We start from the raw sequence: 16,512 nt of genomic DNA, 5'->3' as shown, positions 1-16,512 counted from the left end.
TTCGGGCTAGTGGTGCCGGTAGGCTCGGCGCCATGGGAAACCGGGAAGATCTGCTGGCCGGAGCCAAACGCTGCCTCGTGGAAAAAGGATGGGGCGCTACCACGGTTCGCGATATCGCCACCGCCGCGGGAGGCATCAGCCACGCCGCCATCGGTTACCACTTCGGCTCCAAAGACGCCCTGCTACACGCTGCCCTGGTCGATGCAATGGACGACTGGGGTGATCAGATCGGCGACACGCTCGCCTCCGACGGTGATGCGGAGCAGGCCTGGCAGCGTGTCATCGACTCGGTCTCCACGAACCGCGAGCTCTTCATCGCCAGCGTCGAACTTATGCTTCAAGCCCACCGGTTCCCCGAGCTACGCCGGCATCTCACCTCCGCACAAGAGGAGGGCCGACGCGGGTTGGCCGCACGGCTCATCGGCGTCGACGAGGCGGATGTGCCAGACGAGACGGTCCGGACCATCGGGTCGGTGCACCTCGCCCTATTCAGCGGCCTGGTCATGCAGACGCTGGCCGACCCCGAGCACGCCCCCACGGGCGCGGAGATCATTGCCGGCCTGCGCGCCCTGGTAGCCGTGGAGACACCCCACTCCGGCGCAACCTTTCCTTAACACCGCTTTAAGTTAAGGTTGATTGCTAACCTTTCGTTAGCCGGGACGGGAGAACATGATACGGACGCTTGCCAGTCCTGCTGGAGACACGGGTGTCTCTGCACCGGTAAGGCCCACGCCGAGACGCCCATCGGACGCCCGGTTTCCATAGCCGGTAGCACCCAGCAGGAACGTGATACGGATTCGAGGCGACGTCATGCCTGCGGTTAGGTCGCGCGCGCCGAAAAACGAGGTGAGCGGCCGGGCCGCGGCACCGTAAACTCATAGGCGTATGTCCACAGCTTCCGCCGCAGATCTGCGTGCCCGGTTGTCCGCGCTGTCCATCCGCGACGAACACCGGCTGCGCCGCCGAATCGACGGCATCCGGAAGATCCGCCAGCCCGGCGCACAAGAGTCCGCGCTGACCGAGATCGCCACCGAGGTCACCAACGCCGAGCACCGGCTCGCGGCTCGGGCAGCGCTCGTGCCCGTGCTGACCTACCCTCCCGACCTGCCGATCTCGCAGCGCAGGGACGACATCGCCGCGGCTATCCGGGACCACCAGGTCGTCATCGTCGCCGGCGAGACCGGTTCCGGCAAAACCACCCAGCTACCCAAGATCTGTCTCGAACTGGGCCGGGGTGTCCGGGGCACCATCGGCCACACCCAGCCACGCCGGCTTGCCGCACGCACCGTCGCCGAGCGGATCGCGGAGGAGACCAAAACCGAACTCGGCCACGCCGTGGGCTACCAAGTGCGGTTCACCCGCAAAGCGGGCACCGACACGCTAGTGAAGCTGATGACCGACGGCATCTTGCTGTCGGAGATCAGTCAGGATCCGATGCTGCGCCGCTACGACACGCTGATCATCGACGAGGCGCATGAACGCAGCCTGAACATCGATTTCATCCTCGGCTACGTCAAGCGGCTCCTCCCCCGCCGGCCGGACCTGAAAGTGATCGTCACCTCGGCCACGATCGATCCACAGAGGTTCGCCGCGCACTTCGGCGGCGCACCCATCGTCGAGGTGTCGGGGCGTACGTATCCGGTCGAGCTCCGCTACCGGCCGCTGGTCGCCGACGACCCCGACGGTAGGGCCGACGACGATCCGCGGGACCAGGTACGGGCCATCGTCGAGGCCGTCGACGAACTCGCCCTCGAACCGCCGGGAGACATCCTCGTCTTTCTCAGCGGTGAACGAGAGATCCGAGACACCGCCGATGCGCTGCACAAACGGTTCGACGGCAACCGCGGCCGCGGCGGGAACACCGAGATCCTCCCCCTCTACGCTCGGCTGTCGGCTGCCGAACAGCATCGGGTCTTCCAGCCGGCCAGCCATCTCGGGTCCAGGGGCCGACGGATCGTGCTGGCCACCAACGTCGCCGAGACGTCCCTGACCGTGCCCGGCATCCGCTACGTCGTCGACCCCGGCACCGCCCGGATCTCTCGTTACAGTCACCGCACCAAGGTGCAGCGCCTCCCCATCGAGGCGATCTCGCAGGCTTCGGCCCGGCAACGGGCCGGCCGGTGTGGCCGGGTCGCCGATGGCATCTGCATCCGGCTCTATTCAGAGGAAGACTTCGACGCTCGGCCGGCCTTCACCGATCCGGAGATCCAGCGCACCAGCCTCGCGTCGGTGATCCTGCAGATGGTGGCGCTCGGCCTAGGCGAGATCGCCGACTTCCCGTTCGTTGACCCACCCGACCGCCGTAGCATCACCGCCGGCCTCGATCTCTTACACGAACTCGGCGCACTCGATCCGGCCGCCACCGATCCGCGCAAACGGCTGACCGACGTCGGGCGCGCCCTCGCCCAGCTGCCGATCGACCCCCGCCTGGGGCGCATGATCCTCGAGGCAGGCCAGCACGGATGCGCCCGCGAGGTTGTCGTCATCGCCGCCGCCCTGTCCATCCAGGATCCCCGCGAGCGGCCAACCGACCAGCAGCAGGCCGCCGACGAGAAACACGCGCGCTTCCGCGACCCCACCTCCGACTTCGCGACCCTGTTGAACCTGTGGCAGTACCTGGCCGACGAGAAGCGGGCCAGGTCGTCCAACCAGTTCCGCAAGATGTGCCGCACCGAGTTCGTGAACTACCTGCGAGTACGCGAGTGGCAGGATCTGGTCACCCAGCTCAACGGCCTGGTGAAACCGCTGGGAATCAAGCTCAACGACGGCCCCGGCGGCGCGGAGAACATCCACCGGTCGGTGCTGGCCGGACTGCTCTCACACATCGGCGTCAAAGAGGGGCAGGCCAACGAGTACCTTGGCGCCCGCGGCACCCGCTTCGGCGTTTTTCCCGGCTCGGGGCTGTTCAAGAAGCCGCCACGGTGGATCATGGCCGCTGAGCTCGTGGAGACCTCACGGCTATGGGCTCGGGTGAACGCACGCATCGAACCGGAGTGGGCCGAACAGCTCGCCCAACACCTGGTGAAACGCAGCTACAGCGAGCCCCACTGGTCGAAGAAGGCCGGTGCGGTTCTCGCCCACGAAAAAGTCACCTTGTACGGGGTGCCCATCGTCGCCTCGCGGAAGGTCCAGTACTCGAAGATCGATCCCGAGTTGTGCCGAGAGCTGTTCATCCGGCATGCGCTGGTCGAGGGCGACTGGGAGACCAGGCATCAGTTCTTCCACCAGAACCGTGAACTGCTCGACGACGTCGAAGACCTCGAACACCGGGCTCGGCGCCGGGACATCCTCGTCGACGACCACACTCTGTTCGAGTTCTACGACCAACGCCTCCCCGCCGACGTCGTCTCCGCCCGGCACTTCGACAGCTGGTGGAAACAGGCGCGGCGGAAAGAACCGGACCTGCTGACGTTCTCCACCGACCTCCTCGTCAACGAGTCCGCAGCCGACGTGAGTGCGGCGGCCTACCCGGACACATGGCGACATGACGACCACGACCTCCCGCTCACCTACCAGTTCGACCCCGGCGCCAGCTCCGACGGCGTGACCGTCGACATCCCGCTCCCCGTGCTCAACCAGGTGGAGCGGGATGGCTTCGAGTGGCACGTCCCCGGTATGCGTGAGGAACTGATCACCGCGATGATCAAGGCCTTGCCGAAGTCGCTGCGGCGCAGCTTCGTACCGGCACCGGACGCCGCCCGGCACGTGCTCGCCCAGCTGAGGCCGGGCGAGCACGGCGCCAGTCTGCGCGATGCCTTGGCTCGTGAGCTGACCCGGTTGCGTGCAGTCCCGGTGCGCAGCGAGGACTTCGACATGAGCAAGGTGCCCGACCATCTACGGGTCACCTTCCGCGTCGTCGACGACGCGGGGCGAGAGGTTGGGCGGGGCAAGGATCTGGCCGTACTCAAACAGCAGCTGAGCAGCACTATGCGCCAGAGTGTCGCCGCGGCTGGAGCCAGCGCCGGTATGGAACGCTCAGGGCTGCGCGAATGGAGTGTCGGTGAACTACCCCGGACGTTCGAGACCGAACAGGGCGGGCACCGGGTCACGGGGTATCCGGCTCTCGTGGACGAGGGCGACAGCGTCGGGCTCCGCGTGCTGCATTCCGAAGCCGAGCAGCGCCGTCGGCACTGGAGCGGCATCCGCCGGTTGCTGCTGCTGAGTGTGCCGTCACCAGTGGCCTTCGTCCAACGCCACCTCAGTGGCCAGAGCAAGCTCATACTCAGCCAGAATCCGGACGGTTCGGTGGCTGATCTGCTGAACGACTGCACCCAGTGCGCGGCGGATGCGCTGATCGCCGAGGCCGGCGGGCTGGTCTGGGACGCCGACCAGTTCGCCGCCATCCGCGAACGCGTCCGGGGCGCGCTCATCGAGCAGGTCTTCGACGTGGTGGCGGAGGTAGAGCCGGTCCTTGCTACCGCGCACCGGGTCCGCAGCAGCCTAGACCAGGTGCCGGCCACGGCCAGCCCGGCGTCCATCGCCGACATCCGCGACCACCTCGACGAACTCCTACACCCGGGGTTCGTGACCACCACCGGCCGCCGTCGGCTGAGCCACCTGAACCGCTATGTGCAAGCGATCGACCGACGAGTGGGCAAGCTGGCCAGCGCCCCAGACCGCGACCTCGACCACATGGACACCATCGCCCGGGTACGCGACGCCTACAACGACCTGCTGGACTCGATTCCCGCGGACCAGGCTCCCACTGCCGAGCACGACGCCGTCCGCTGGATGATCGAAGAGCTGACCGTCAGCCTGTACGCTCAAGAACTCGGCACCGCGCAGCCGGTGTCCGAGAAACGGATCCTTCGCGCCGTCTCCGACCTCCTCCGACGACCGCGTACCACCGGCTAGGTGGCTCTAGCTCCTGCGTGGGAACTAGCCTGGTGACGAGGGCTCTGCCTGTGGCGTTCGGACCGCCGGCGGGGTCGGAGCCCGCAAGAGATGTCGCCAGTCGGCGGGCCAGTTGGCCAACGCGAGGATGCCAAGGATGACGAGGTGAACCGGTGCGGCCCAGCTTTCCACCGCCGGGTCGTGGTTGACGATGTGGGTGGTGACCGCGCCAATGAGCACGAAAACCAGCGTCATAGCACCTAGGAAGCGTGTTCGCCGGTTGGGGATCACGAGCAGGACGGCGGCGACACCTTCGAGGGCACCGACCACGAACCGCATCCAGGACGGGTAACCCCAGTCGACGAACTTCGCGGAGTACGCCGAACTGAATATCGTGTCGCCCGGCCAGTACTTGGTCACCGCGCCCAGCGCGAACTCACAGGCCAGAAACCAGTACAGAACGGTCATGAGCCGCTTCGACATATGTGTCCCTTCCGGGAGGTTGGGCAGAGTCATGCCTCCGCGCGGCGATTCCATTGCCGGCGGAGTCTCGTTTTCGGGTTCAGCCCCGCAGGGTGGCGATGGCCTTCTCGATGCGCCGCAGGCGCGTCTCGGGCTTCTTCGCGCTCTCGATAGTGCGCACGTACTCGCGCTTGTAGCTGTATGCGAGGTTGTTGTACGCGGCGCGAGCCACCGGATCGTCGTCGAGGGCTCGGGCGAAGTCCGCGGGCTCGACGACGACACGTGGCTCGGTGTCGAGCTCCAGCTCGACCTCGACCTCGTCGCCGATCGTGACGCCCGCGGCCTGCCGGTTGGCGTTGCTGAGGCCGAGCAGGTGGCGGCCCCGCATGATGGCGACTCGGCTCTTCCAGGAATGCCCGTTGACCGTGATGGTCACTGGTGGCCGCGCACCCCCACCGAGCGCCTCCACCACCTCGGGCGGGACTTCCAGCCCCCGCATGGGCTCAGGCGGCTCGACGAGGGTGCGGAACTTCACGACATGCTCCTTGCCGATCGGTGCGGGGTCAGGAGGCGTAGGTAGTGATCTTCCAGAGGTAGCCGTCCGGGTCGCTGAAGTACCCGTAGTACCCGCCCCACTGGGCCGCGGCCGCCTCCTTGACCACACTACCGCCGGCAGCCACCGCGTTGCGGATGGTCTCGTCCACCACCTCCCTCGTGTCGGGGTTGAGATGGAACGAGGCACCCCGGAATCCGGATCCCTCGGCAGGGACGCCGGCGTCCTGTGCCGCCGCCTCCCATTCGTAGAGCGCCAGCTGCGGGGATCCTTCACCCTGGCTGAACGAAACGAAGTTGCGGGTATCTTTATCGATCGTGAAGCCCAGACCTTCGGCATAGAACTTCTTGGCCCGGTCCAGGTCCTTGACGCCGAGCATGATGGCACTCACTGGCAGCGACATGGTTCTCTCCTTGTGATGTCGTTTGGCTGACCACCTAGCGGACCCCCATTCGTGCTGGGCCGCGATGTCACACCGGCTTAGGTTCGCCGGTCAATAGGTATGACAGGTCCCGACGGAGGAATGTGACAGATGATCGAGCACGAGTGGCTGAGCGAGCGGTTCGCTGAACACCAGGACCGCCTGCACGCGGTGGCCTACCGGATACTCCGCTCCCCCAGCGACGCCGAGGATGCGGTGCAGGAGGCGTGGCTGCGGGTCAGCCGCGCCGACACCGGCCAGGTGGAGAATCCGGCCGGGTGGCTGACCACGATCGTCGCCCGGGTCTGCCTCAACATGCTAGAAGCACGCCGGGCCCGGCATGAGGAGCCGGCTGGAACGCTGCCGCCCGAGTCCACCGCACCGCACGCCAGCACCCACACAACCGGCCCGATCGACCCCGAGCACGAGGCACTGCTGGCCGATTCGGTCGGCGCAGCGCTGATGGTGGTGCTGGATACGCTGACTCCCGCCGAACGGCTCGCCTTCGTCCTCCACGATGTCTTCGACGTGCCGTTCGGCGACATCGGCGCCATCATCGACCGCTCACCGGCGGCGGCGCGGCAACTGGCCAGCCGGGCCCGGCGGCGAGTGCAAGGCGCGGCAGCCGAAACCGACGCTGCACGATCTCGCAACCGGGACGTCATCACCGCCTTCCTGGCCGCCTCGCGGAACGGAGATTTCGACGCCTTGCTCACGCTGCTCGATCCGGACGCCGTGAGCGGCGAGGCCCGCGGCGCTCAGGCGGTGGCGACGTTCTTCGCCGGACGTGCCCAGGCCGCTCGGCCAGCTCTGGTCGATGGCGTCCCAGCGGCTGTCTACGCGCACCGCGGCCTACCGAAAGCCGTCTTCAGGTTCACCATCAGGAACGAGAAGATCACCAGCATCACTGTCGACGCCGACCTGGATCGGCTCCGCGACCTCGACATCGTCTTCCTCAGCATCAACAACGAGGTCCGGGGATGAACTCCGGGCAGCACGAGGTGCCAGACCTGTTCCGGGCCACGAACTACCTGCACGACCTGGCCCGGCCGCGGATCATCGACCAGGACCCACATCTGTCCGGCGAGAACGAAACCTGACCGGCGTGGACATCAGGCTCTCGTGTTGCACGCTCGCCGTCCACGACCTCGACGAGGCGCTCAGTTTCTACCGCGACGTGCTCGGCTTCGCGGTCCGCAACGACGTCGACTCGGACGGGACCCGGCGGGTCAGCGTCAGCCCACCATCGCAGCCGGACGTGCAGATCACCCTCGAACCACCCGGCGCACACCAGGGCGCCACCCCGGCCAACCAGCAGGCGATCGAAGACCTCATGGCCGACGGCCTGCTGGGCCGACTAGTCTTCACGACCGACAACTGCGACGCCACCTTCGAGAACATCGAGGCCTCGGGCGCCGAGGTGATTCAAGAACCGATCGACCAGCCCTTCGGCGTCCGCGACTGCGCCTTCTTCGACCCCTCCGGAAACATGCTGCGCTTCAGCCAACCCCGCGGCCGGTGATCCCGGTCATCCCCCCCTCGCGGCCCCTACACGCGGCGAGGCGCCGCCGGGGCGCCAATCGTCAGCCGCACGGATCTCCGGAGCGACACACTAGGCTGCCGATATGGCTGTCGATCTGATCTACGAAACACACGCCATCACTACTGACAACGAGGCCGGCATCGCCTCTGGTTGGTGTCCGGGGCAGCTGTCCGAGGCCGGCCGGGCGGCAGCCCGCCAGCTGGGTGAGCGCCGCCGCAGCGATGGCATGGCCGCGGTGTTCACGTCGGATCTGCAACGGGCGGTCGACACTGCCGAGATCGCGTTCAGCGCCTCCGGAATCTCGATCCACCAGGACCGACGGCTGCGGGAGTGCAACTACGGTGACCTCAATGGCACATCGGTTGCTGAACTCGCCACTCGACGCCGCCAGCATATCGACGTGCCGTTCCCCGGCGGGGAGAGTTATCTCCAGGTGGTCGGCCGGACCCGCGAGTTCCTCGCCGATCTCCAACGCGACCGGCCCAACCAGCGAGTGCTGGTGATCGCCCATTCGGCCAACCGATGGGCCCTGCAGGTCCTGCTCGGCGGCGCCGAACTGGCCGACCTCGTCGACGCCCCGTTCGGGTGGCAGCCAGGCTGGCACTTCACCGTCCCGTCCCGGTGAGCCGCCGACGGACAAACGGACCCTAGTCCAGAGCCCGGTCCAGTACGGCGCGTACCGCACTCGCCGCCGGTTCGCGCCCTTCGAGCAGGATGGCCGTACACATCCCATCGGCCGCCGCTACCAATGCGTCGACCGCGACGGGGTCCGACGTCCGTCGGCGGGCGATATCGGCCACCGTGTCCCGCCAATGCCGGGCGACCGGCCGCAACGCCGGTCGCCGAGCGGCCAGTGTCGCCAGCTCTCGTTCGGCCAGGGCACGACGTCGGCCCGCCCCCGCCGCGCCGGCGATGATCGCGGCCAGGCCGTCCAGCTCGTCGCTCCCACCGTCGATGAGCGCACGCAGCTTCCCGGCGTATTCTTCGGCCACCGCGGTCAACGCGGCCACGAGCAGGTCGTCGAGGGTGGCGAAGTAGTACGTCGTCAGGCTGGTCGGGACAGCGGCCTCGCGGGCGACCGACCGATGTGTCACACCGGCGGCGCCGTCCCGCTCGACCACGCGCAGAGTAGCCTCGATGATCTCCGCCCGCCGTCGTTCACCGCGTGCTCTGCGGCCATCGGTGACCGGTGCGGCGTCGGAACCCGCCTGTGTATCCGTCACCATGGCCTCCTTCCACGTGGTCGGCCAGCGCCGGCGGTGACCACCTGCCTTCTGATGCGAGCCTAACGCCCCGCATCAGCTCGGTGCGGAGACATCCTCGAGCACGCCGCTAGCCCTGAGCACGGGGCATCGGACCGGCCTATTCATCGGCCGGTCGCGGCGACGCGCCTGAGCATCACGGCGGAGAGCCCGGCAGCCACCACCATGCCGGCTGCCCCGACGATTCCCACCGCGTGGAGCCCCGAGGTGAAGGCCTCGCGGGCGTGCTCCAACCCGCCTCGCGGCAGTGCGTCCGCCATCGACACGGCACCGGCGAGACTGTCCTTCGTCGCGTCCCGCACATGTCCGGCCACGTTGTCGGTGACGTCGGCGGACAACGAGCGCCGATAGACAACGGTCGCCAGGCTGCCGAGGGTGGCGATGCCGACCGCGATACCGAGCTCTTGTACGGTCTCCGACATCGCCGCGGCCGACCCTGTCATGGTGCGCGGAGCCGCCCCGACGACCAGTTCGGTCCCCAACGCCGCGATGGCCCCAAGCCCCAGATAGACCAACGAGAAGCCGGCGACGAGTTCACCGACCCCCGGCCCAGCGTCGACCTGGGTCAGCAGGAGGTAGCCACCGGCGGACAGGATCAACGCCCCTGCCACTACCCCTCCGGGCCGCCACCGCCTGGCCAGCAGCGGCGCGGTGATGGCGGCGGCCAGCATCGCCAGCGCAGGCGGCGCCATCCACAGGCCGGCCGCCCACGGCGACAGCGCCGCCACGAGTTGCAGGTACTGGGTGACGAGCAACATGACCCCGCCCACACCCACCAACCCGACGAGCAACACGGCCAGGGCGACGTTGAACGCGCGGCTGGTGAACAGCCGCAGGTCGAGCAGCGGACTCACCAGGCCACGCTGCCGGCGCACGAACACCCACCCTGCCCCCACCCCGACGACGATCGCCAGTGCCGGCTGGATCTGTGCCTCCCCGCCGGCGAGCTCTTTGACTCCGTAGATGATCGGCAGGATGGCGGCCAGGGAGAGCACCACACTTGCGATGTCCACCGGCCCGGAACTCGGCGCCCGGTACTCGGGGAGGATCGCCGGCGCGATCGCCACCAGCAGGATCACCACCGGAACCGCCACCAGGAACGCCGAACCCCACCAGAACCGCTCCAGAAGCACGCCACCCACCAGCGGGCCGGCGGCCATCCCCAGGGCGAACATAGTGGCCCACACCCCGATGGCCAGGGCGCGTTGGCGCACGTCGTGGAAGAGGTTACTGATCAACGCAAGCGTCGACGGCATCAAGGTGGCTCCGGCGATGCCCAGCGCGGCTCGCGCCCCGATCAACATGTCCGCACTCGTCGCGTACGCGGCGACAACCGACGTCACCCCGAAGGCCACCGCGCCGATCATCAGCAGCCGCCGACGGCCGAATCGGTCGCCGAGGTTGCCCATGGTGACGAGGAATCCAGCGATCAGGAACCCATAGGCATCCATGATCCACAAGGTCTGGGTGCTGCTGGGCCGCAGATCCGCGGCGAGCTCGGGCAGAGCCAGGTACAGCACGGTGACGTCAAGGCCCAGGAGTGCGGTCGGCAAGGCCAGGACGGCCAGCCCGGACCACTCCCGGGCCCCGGCGCGGGCCGCGTTCAACGTGTTCATACACCTTTTCCCTCCACCGGCCCGATCAATGTGCGGCCGGCTCAGTAATTGGACGATCGTACTAATTGTACGTTAGTCCAATTTTCTTGGTCTTCATCGGCCGCCGGGACGCCTATAGTGGGCAATGCCTGCGGTTCGCGCGGCGGCACGCCATGTGCAGCCAACCGACGCAAGAGGGAACCCGGTGTGAATCCGGGACTGCCCCGCAGCGGTGAACGGGAACGACCCCCGTCAGGCGTCCGGACGTTACGGGCGCCGAGCACTGGGCCAGCACGGCCTGGGAAGCGACGGTCAGTAGGTCGGCACGGTCGAACGACCGTCCGGTGCCCGTAAGTCCGAAGACCTGCCGCCGGTACATACGCCGCCGGCGTATGTCGTTCGGAGCCTCGAGGGAGGGCTGACCGGGCTGGCGCACCGTCGGCTCATCTCGGCTCACCTCGACCCCGGACTCCCGTTCGAGCTCGCGAGGGAGAGAGCTTGTGACACCACGTCCATCGACCCCATCCCCCATCGGCGCCACGATCCTCGGCTATCCGCGGATCGGTCCGCGCCGGGAGCTGAAACAGGCCCTCGAGGGCTACTGGGCCGGAACCGTCAACCGAGATCAACTCGAAGGCACCGCCGCCGACCTCCGCCGGGCCAGCGTCCGACGCCTGGCCGATCTCGGCCTCGACACCGTCCCGACCAACACCTTCTCGCTGTACGACCATGTCCTGGACACGGCCCTGCTGGTCGGCGCGGTCCCGGCTCGATTTCGACGGCTCGAGGGCCTGGCGCGGTACTTCGCCATGGCCCGGGGCACCACGGACGTCGCACCACTGGAGATGACCAAGTGGTTCAACACGAACTACCACTATCTCGTCCCAGAAATCGGACCAGACACGACGTTCCAGCTCGACGCCACGAAGCCGCTCGTGGAATACCGCGAGGCGCGCGCCCTAGGGGTCGACAGCCGACCCGTGGTACTCGGCCCGGCCAGCCTCCTGCTGCTGTCCAAAGCGGAGGCGCGGGCCGCCACGTCCGGTTTCCGGCCGTTCGATCGCCTCGATGATCTGGTCGACACCTACGCCGCCCTGCTGAGAGTGTTCGCCGACGAGGGCGTCACGTGGGTGCAGCTCGACGAGCCGGCGTTCGTCACCGACCGCACTGCCGAGGAGATCTCCGCGCTGACCCAGGTGTACCGCCGGCTCGGGGAGACCCAGCGACGGCCGGCCATCGTCGTCGCGTCCTACTTCGGTGATCTGGGCGCCGCGTTACCGGCGCTCGCGTCGACTCCGGTGGAGGCGATCGGCGTGGATCTGGTCGCCGGAGCCGGGCCGGCGCCACTCGCGGCGGTCCCCGGACTACACAACAAAACGATCGTGGCCGGCATCGTCGACGGACACAACGTGTGGCGTACCGACCTCGAGCGGGCGTTGGGCTCGCTGGCCACGCTGCTGGGGTTAGCCGGCGACGTCGCGGTCAGTTCGTCGTGCTCACTGCTGCACGTGCCGTACACCCTCGACGCCGAAGTAGACCTCGATCCGCGCATCGCATCATGGCTGGCCTTCGCCGACGAGAAGGTCGCCGAGGTGGTCACATTGGCTCGCGGCCTGCGAGACGGGCACGGCGCCGTGGCAGAGCAGCTGCGAGAGTCCGGTCAGCGGCGTCGGGACCGGGCGAACGCGCCCGGCGTACGGGTCCCCACGGTGCGTGACCGGCTCGCCGGGCTGAAGCCGGATGCCGGCGAGCGGACACTGTACGAACGACGGGCAACCGCCCAAGCCGAGGCGCTCAACCTGCCGCCGCTGCCGACGACGACGATCGGCTCGTTTCCGCAGACCCAGGAGGTCCGATCGGCTCGGGCTTCATTCCGCGCCGGCCGCATCGACGCCGAAGAATACGGCCGGCAGATGCGCGCGGAGATCGAACACGTCATCCGGCTCCAAGAAGAACTGGGACTCGACGTATTGGTCCACGGCGAACCGGAACGCAACGACATGGTGCAGTACTTCGCCGAGTTGCTGGACGGCTTCGTGACCACCGCTCACGGCTGGGTTCAGTCGTACGGCTCGCGTTGTGTCCGTCCGCCGATCCTCTACGGCGACGTGAGCCGGCCAGTGCCCATGACGGTCGACTGGATCACCTACGCCCAGACGTTGACCAACCGGCCGGTCAAAGGCATGCTCACCGGCCCGGTGACGATCCTCGCGTGGTCATCCGTCCGGGACGACCAACCGCTGGCCGACACGGCCGAGCAGGTCGCGCTAGCCATCCGGGACGAGACCGTCGACCTGGAGGCCGCGGGAATCCAGATCGTCCAGGTGGACGAGCCGGCCCTACGTGAGTTGTTGCCGCTGCGAACGGTTGACCAGCCGGCCTACCTGGAATGGTCGGTCGCGGCGTTTCGGCTGGCGACCTCCGGTGTGGCGGACGAGACACAGGTTCACACTCATCTGTGCTACTCCGAGTTCGGCGAGGTCATCGCGGCCATCGACGCCCTGGACGCCGATGTGACCAGTATCGAAGCCGCCCGCTCCGGGATGGAGATCGTGCCGGCGGTGGCCGCCTCCGGTTTCACCCGCGGAATCGGCCCGGGTGTGTACGACATCCACTCACCGCGGGTCCCCCAGGTCGGCGAAATGGCGGGTCTGGTGAACCGGGCCGCCCAGCGCATTCCGGCGGAGCGGCTCTGGATCAACCCGGACTGCGGCTTAAAAACCCGCGGCTACGGCGAGGTCGAACCCGCCCTGCGGGCGATGGTGGCCGCAGCACACCACCACCGCTGAGAAGCGGTACGCCCGCTCGGCGTCCCCACATGTGGTGGGCCCGCGCTGCCGACTGGCAACGCGGGCCCACTCACGTGTGGTGACTTAGGCGGACGCTGGTGCGCGCTCGTCGGGGCTGCCGGCCGGGCGCTCCGCCCGACGCCGTCCCCGTCGCGTGCGCGGCCGCGCGGCGCTGTCGCCGTTGGCCGGGGCGTCGTCGGCCGTCGCTTCAGGGGTTCCGGACGGCTCGGCGCTGCCGGCGGCTTGATCGTCGCTGATGGCTCCGTGGCCCTCCCGGGTCACCGGGACCAGATCCGCCGGCGACGCCTCACCCGGGGTTGCCATCGCCTCGAGCTTCGGCGCGATGGCCGGCTCTGTTTTGTCCGGCGCCTCGGACTTGCGTCGGCGGCCACGCCGATCCGAGCGGCTGGCGGGCTCATCGCTGCTAGCCGCGTCCGGCTTGGGTGCCTCGCCGGGGTGGGTGTGGATGACAAGTCCACGGCCGCGGCAGTGCGGACAAGGTTCGCTGAAGGCCTCGACCAGCCCGGTACCGATCCGCTTACGGGTCATCTGCACCAATCCGAGAGACGTGACCTCGGCTACCTGATGTTTGGTGCGATCACGGCCGAGGCACTCCACGAGCCGGCGCAGAACGAGGTCTCGGTTGGATTCGAGCACCATGTCGATGAAGTCGACGACGATGATGCCACCGATGTCGCGCAGCCGCAGCTGCCGAACGATCTCCTCGGCCGCCTCGAGGTTGTTCTTGGTGACCGTCTCTTCGAGGTTGCCACCGGAGCCGGTGAACTTCCCGGTGTTGACGTCGATGACGGTCATCGCCTCGGTGCGGTCGATGACGAGCGACCCGCCACTGGGCAGCCACACCTTGCGGTCCAGCGCCTTGGCGATCTGTTCGTCGACGCGCAACGCCGCGAACAGGTCGTCCTGCTTGGTCCACTTCTCGACGCGGTCGCGCAGGCTGGAGGCCACCGCGCTGACGTAGTCGTCGATAGCGTCCCATGCTTGCCGACCGGACACGACGAGTTTGGTGAAGTCTTCGTTGAACAGGTCGCGAACTACCTTGATGGCGAGATCGGGTTCGCCATGCAACAACGCCGGGGCGTTGCCCGAGGCCTTCTTCTTGATCGCCTCCCACTCGGCCTGCAACCGGGCGACGTCGTTGGTGAGTTCTTCCTCCGAGGCGCCTTCGGCCGCGGTGCGGACGATCACGCCGGCATCGTCGGGCACTACCTTGCGCAAGATCTTCTTCAGCCGGTTGCGCTCGCTGTCGGGCAACTTGCGGCTGATACCGCTCATCGATCCGCTCGGGACGTACACCACGTAGCGGCCGGGCAAGCTGATCTGTCCGGTCAGCCGGGCTCCCTTGTGCCCGACCGGGTCTTTCGTGATCTGGACAAGCGCGCTCTGGCCGGACTTGAGGACGTCTTCGATCCGTTTCGGCCCGTCAGTGTGGCCCAGGCCGGCCCAGTCGACCTCACCAGCGTAAACAACGGCGTTGCGGCCCCGGCCGACGTCAACGAATGCCGCCTCCATCGCGGGCAGCACGTTCTGCACCCGGCCCAGGTACACGTTGCCGATCATCGACTGTTGTGATGCCCGGCTCACATAGTGCTCCACCAGGACGCCATCCTCGAGCACGGCGATCTGGGTGACATCACCCTCCTGGCGGACCGCCATGACACGATCGACGGCCTCCCGGCGAGCCAGGAACTCCGACTCGGTCAGGATAGGCGGACGGCGCCGACCGGCCTCCCGACCCTCACGCCGCCGCTGCTTCTTGGCCTCGAGGCGGGTAGAGCCCTTAACCGAGCTGACCTCGTCCTCGGCTTCACGTGCGTCGCGCACCTTAACGACAGTTTTGGGTGGATCGTCGGTCCGGGTGTCGTCGGTGTCGGCCTCACCCTTACGCCGACGACGGCGACGCCGGCGACGGCTTCCACCACCGTCGCCGGCATCGGCATCACCGGACTCGGCGTCGGCCGGCTCGGCGTCCCCAGCTTCATCGCCTGAACCGGAGGTGACGTCGGTGGTGCTGGATGCGTCAGCGTCGGTGGTGCTGGATGCGTCGGCGTCGGTGTCCTGATCAACACCGGCCTCGTCGGGGCTACCGTCGGCCTTCTTGCGGCGACCCCGGCCACCGCGCCGGCGCCGGCGCCGCCGACCCGCGGTGTCATCGTCATCAGCGTCATCGTCGACGGCGTCGGTATCCGCGACGTGCGCGTCGTCGGTGTCGGCGCCGGACTCCCGCTCGGGGGGCGGCACCGGTTCAGCCGGCGACGGCGGCTCGAACAGCGGAGCGGCGCTAAAGGTGGGAGGCTGAAAGAGCACGGCCGACTGAGCCGCGCCACCCGTGGTGGCACCGGGCTCATCAGCCGCCTTCGTTCGATCCTCGGCGTCGCCAACCGCGGCGCTGCCCGCCTCCACCGATGTGACGTCGGTGGTCACCGGCGCCGCGGCCGCCTTCTTGCGCGACCGGCTCGCTCGTTTCCGGGGTGGTGGCGTGCTGGCACTGACGGCGTCGTCGGCCGCTGGCTGGGCGTCGGCAACGGACCGGCCGGCCGGAGCCGGTTCAGACACCGGGGCCGACGCAATGGCCACATCCGGCTCGCCGACAGCCTCGACCGACGTGGCCGTGGCCTTCTTCGTCGCCTTCTTGGCAGTGGTCTTCTTGGCGCCGGCCGCCTTACTCGCGTTGGCGCCGGCCGCCTTGCTCGCGGCGGTCTTCTTGGCCGTCGTCTTCTTCGCAGCAGTTTTCTTCGCGGCCGTCTTCTTGGCGGCGGCCTTCTTGGCGACCGGCGCCGATGCCGCGGCGTCGCCCCCATCCGAGTTGGCTGACGCATCGGTCACCGGCGCGGACGACGCAGTGGTCACCGCCACCGTTTCCGCTCCGCTGGGGGGACCCGCAGCTCGACGCGCGGCCCGCTTCCGCGGTTTGCGCTGGGCAGACTCTGTTGGTTCAACCGATTCGTCGGCCGAACCTGCGTTCTCATCCTGCATGTACGTGTACTCCCGTCAGCCAGGACGTCCAGAGCGGCACCCCTTAACTGCGGTGCG

12 protein-coding genes and 1 riboswitch are annotated in these 16,512 nt (G+C 68.0%); of the genes, 6 read left to right on the top strand and 6 right to left on the bottom strand.

Annotation, left to right across the window (positions count from 1 at the left end; translation table 11 throughout):
• Positions 1-32 precede the first annotated feature (32 nt).
• Both G8760_RS16825 and hrpA read left to right on the top strand, forming a co-directional pair.
• On the top strand, positions 33-614 hold the full coding sequence (locus G8760_RS16825; protein ID WP_166353220.1) for a TetR/AcrR family transcriptional regulator: 582 nt from the start codon (positions 33-35) through the stop codon (positions 612-614).
• 271 nt (positions 615-885) lie between these two features.
• Positions 886-4,854, top strand: coding sequence for an ATP-dependent RNA helicase HrpA (gene hrpA / locus G8760_RS16820; RefSeq protein ID WP_166353218.1), 3,969 nt, complete (start codon positions 886-888; stop codon positions 4,852-4,854).
• A 24-nt stretch (positions 4,855-4,878) separates the two neighbouring features.
• Here the strand turns inward: hrpA and G8760_RS16815 are convergent, their stop codons facing one another.
• Genes G8760_RS16815 through G8760_RS16805 form a run of 3 tightly spaced genes read right to left on the bottom strand, consistent with a single transcriptional unit; the run spans position 4,879 to position 6,251 of the window.
• A complete protein-coding gene (locus tag G8760_RS16815) occupies positions 4,879-5,349 on the bottom strand; it encodes a DoxX family protein (protein WP_207782445.1) in 471 nt (156 codons plus the stop codon).
• Between the two features lie 46 nt (positions 5,350-5,395).
• On the bottom strand, positions 5,396-5,830 hold the full coding sequence (locus G8760_RS16810; protein WP_207782444.1) for a YdeI/OmpD-associated family protein: 435 nt from the start codon (positions 5,828-5,830) through the stop codon (positions 5,396-5,398).
• Positions 5,831-5,858: 28 nt separating this feature from the next.
• The gene (locus G8760_RS16805; RefSeq protein ID WP_166353216.1) at positions 5,859-6,251 is read right to left on the bottom strand and encodes a VOC family protein; all 393 of its coding nucleotides are present in this window, start codon (positions 6,249-6,251) and stop codon (positions 5,859-5,861) included.
• 129 nt (positions 6,252-6,380) lie between these two features.
• On the opposite strand from G8760_RS16805, the gene G8760_RS16800 reads away from it, so the two are divergent.
• The 3 genes from G8760_RS16800 to G8760_RS16790 all read left to right on the top strand — a co-directional run bounded on the left by G8760_RS16800 (position 6,381) and on the right by G8760_RS16790 (position 8,437).
• Entirely contained in the window at positions 6,381-7,253 is an 873-nt protein-coding gene (locus G8760_RS16800; protein WP_166353214.1) for a sigma-70 family RNA polymerase sigma factor, read from the top strand.
• Positions 7,254-7,374: 121 nt separating this feature from the next.
• The gene (locus G8760_RS16795; protein ID WP_166353212.1) at positions 7,375-7,791 is read left to right on the top strand and encodes a VOC family protein; all 417 of its coding nucleotides are present in this window, start codon (positions 7,375-7,377) and stop codon (positions 7,789-7,791) included.
• A gap of 103 nt (positions 7,792-7,894) precedes the next feature.
• Positions 7,895-8,437 (top strand): histidine phosphatase family protein, encoded by a 543-nt coding sequence (locus G8760_RS16790; RefSeq protein WP_166353210.1) that lies wholly within the window; start codon positions 7,895-7,897, stop codon positions 8,435-8,437.
• A 22-nt stretch (positions 8,438-8,459) separates the two neighbouring features.
• On the opposite strand, the gene G8760_RS16785 is transcribed toward G8760_RS16790, so the two are convergent.
• Positions 8,460-9,035: a TetR/AcrR family transcriptional regulator gene (locus G8760_RS16785; RefSeq protein ID WP_246222580.1), complete on the bottom strand. Its 576-nt coding sequence runs from the start codon at positions 9,033-9,035 to the stop codon at positions 8,460-8,462.
• A 143-nt stretch (positions 9,036-9,178) separates the two neighbouring features.
• Positions 9,179-10,690, bottom strand: coding sequence for an MFS transporter (locus tag G8760_RS16780; RefSeq protein WP_166353206.1), 1,512 nt, complete (start codon positions 10,688-10,690; stop codon positions 9,179-9,181).
• Between the two features lie 114 nt (positions 10,691-10,804).
• A riboswitch (cobalamin riboswitch) is annotated at positions 10,805-11,055 on the top strand.
• Positions 11,056-11,169: 114 nt separating this feature from the next.
• On the opposite strand from G8760_RS16780, the gene metE reads away from it, so the two are divergent.
• Positions 11,170-13,458: a 5-methyltetrahydropteroyltriglutamate--homocysteine S-methyltransferase gene (gene metE / locus G8760_RS16775; RefSeq protein ID WP_166353204.1), complete on the top strand. Its 2,289-nt coding sequence runs from the start codon at positions 11,170-11,172 to the stop codon at positions 13,456-13,458.
• An 84-nt stretch (positions 13,459-13,542) separates the two neighbouring features.
• Here the strand turns inward: metE and G8760_RS16770 are convergent, their stop codons facing one another.
• Positions 13,543-16,335 (bottom strand): Rne/Rng family ribonuclease, encoded by a 2,793-nt coding sequence (locus G8760_RS16770; RefSeq protein WP_207782443.1) that lies wholly within the window; start codon positions 16,333-16,335, stop codon positions 13,543-13,545.
• Positions 16,336-16,512 lie beyond the last annotated feature (177 nt).

This window comes from Phytoactinopolyspora limicola (genome assembly GCF_011320225.1).
Classification (GTDB): domain Bacteria; phylum Actinomycetota; class Actinomycetes; order Jiangellales; family Jiangellaceae; genus Phytoactinopolyspora; species Phytoactinopolyspora limicola.
The sequence above is the reverse complement of the archived record's forward strand: the minus strand, read 5'-3'. Positions and strand labels throughout refer to the sequence as shown.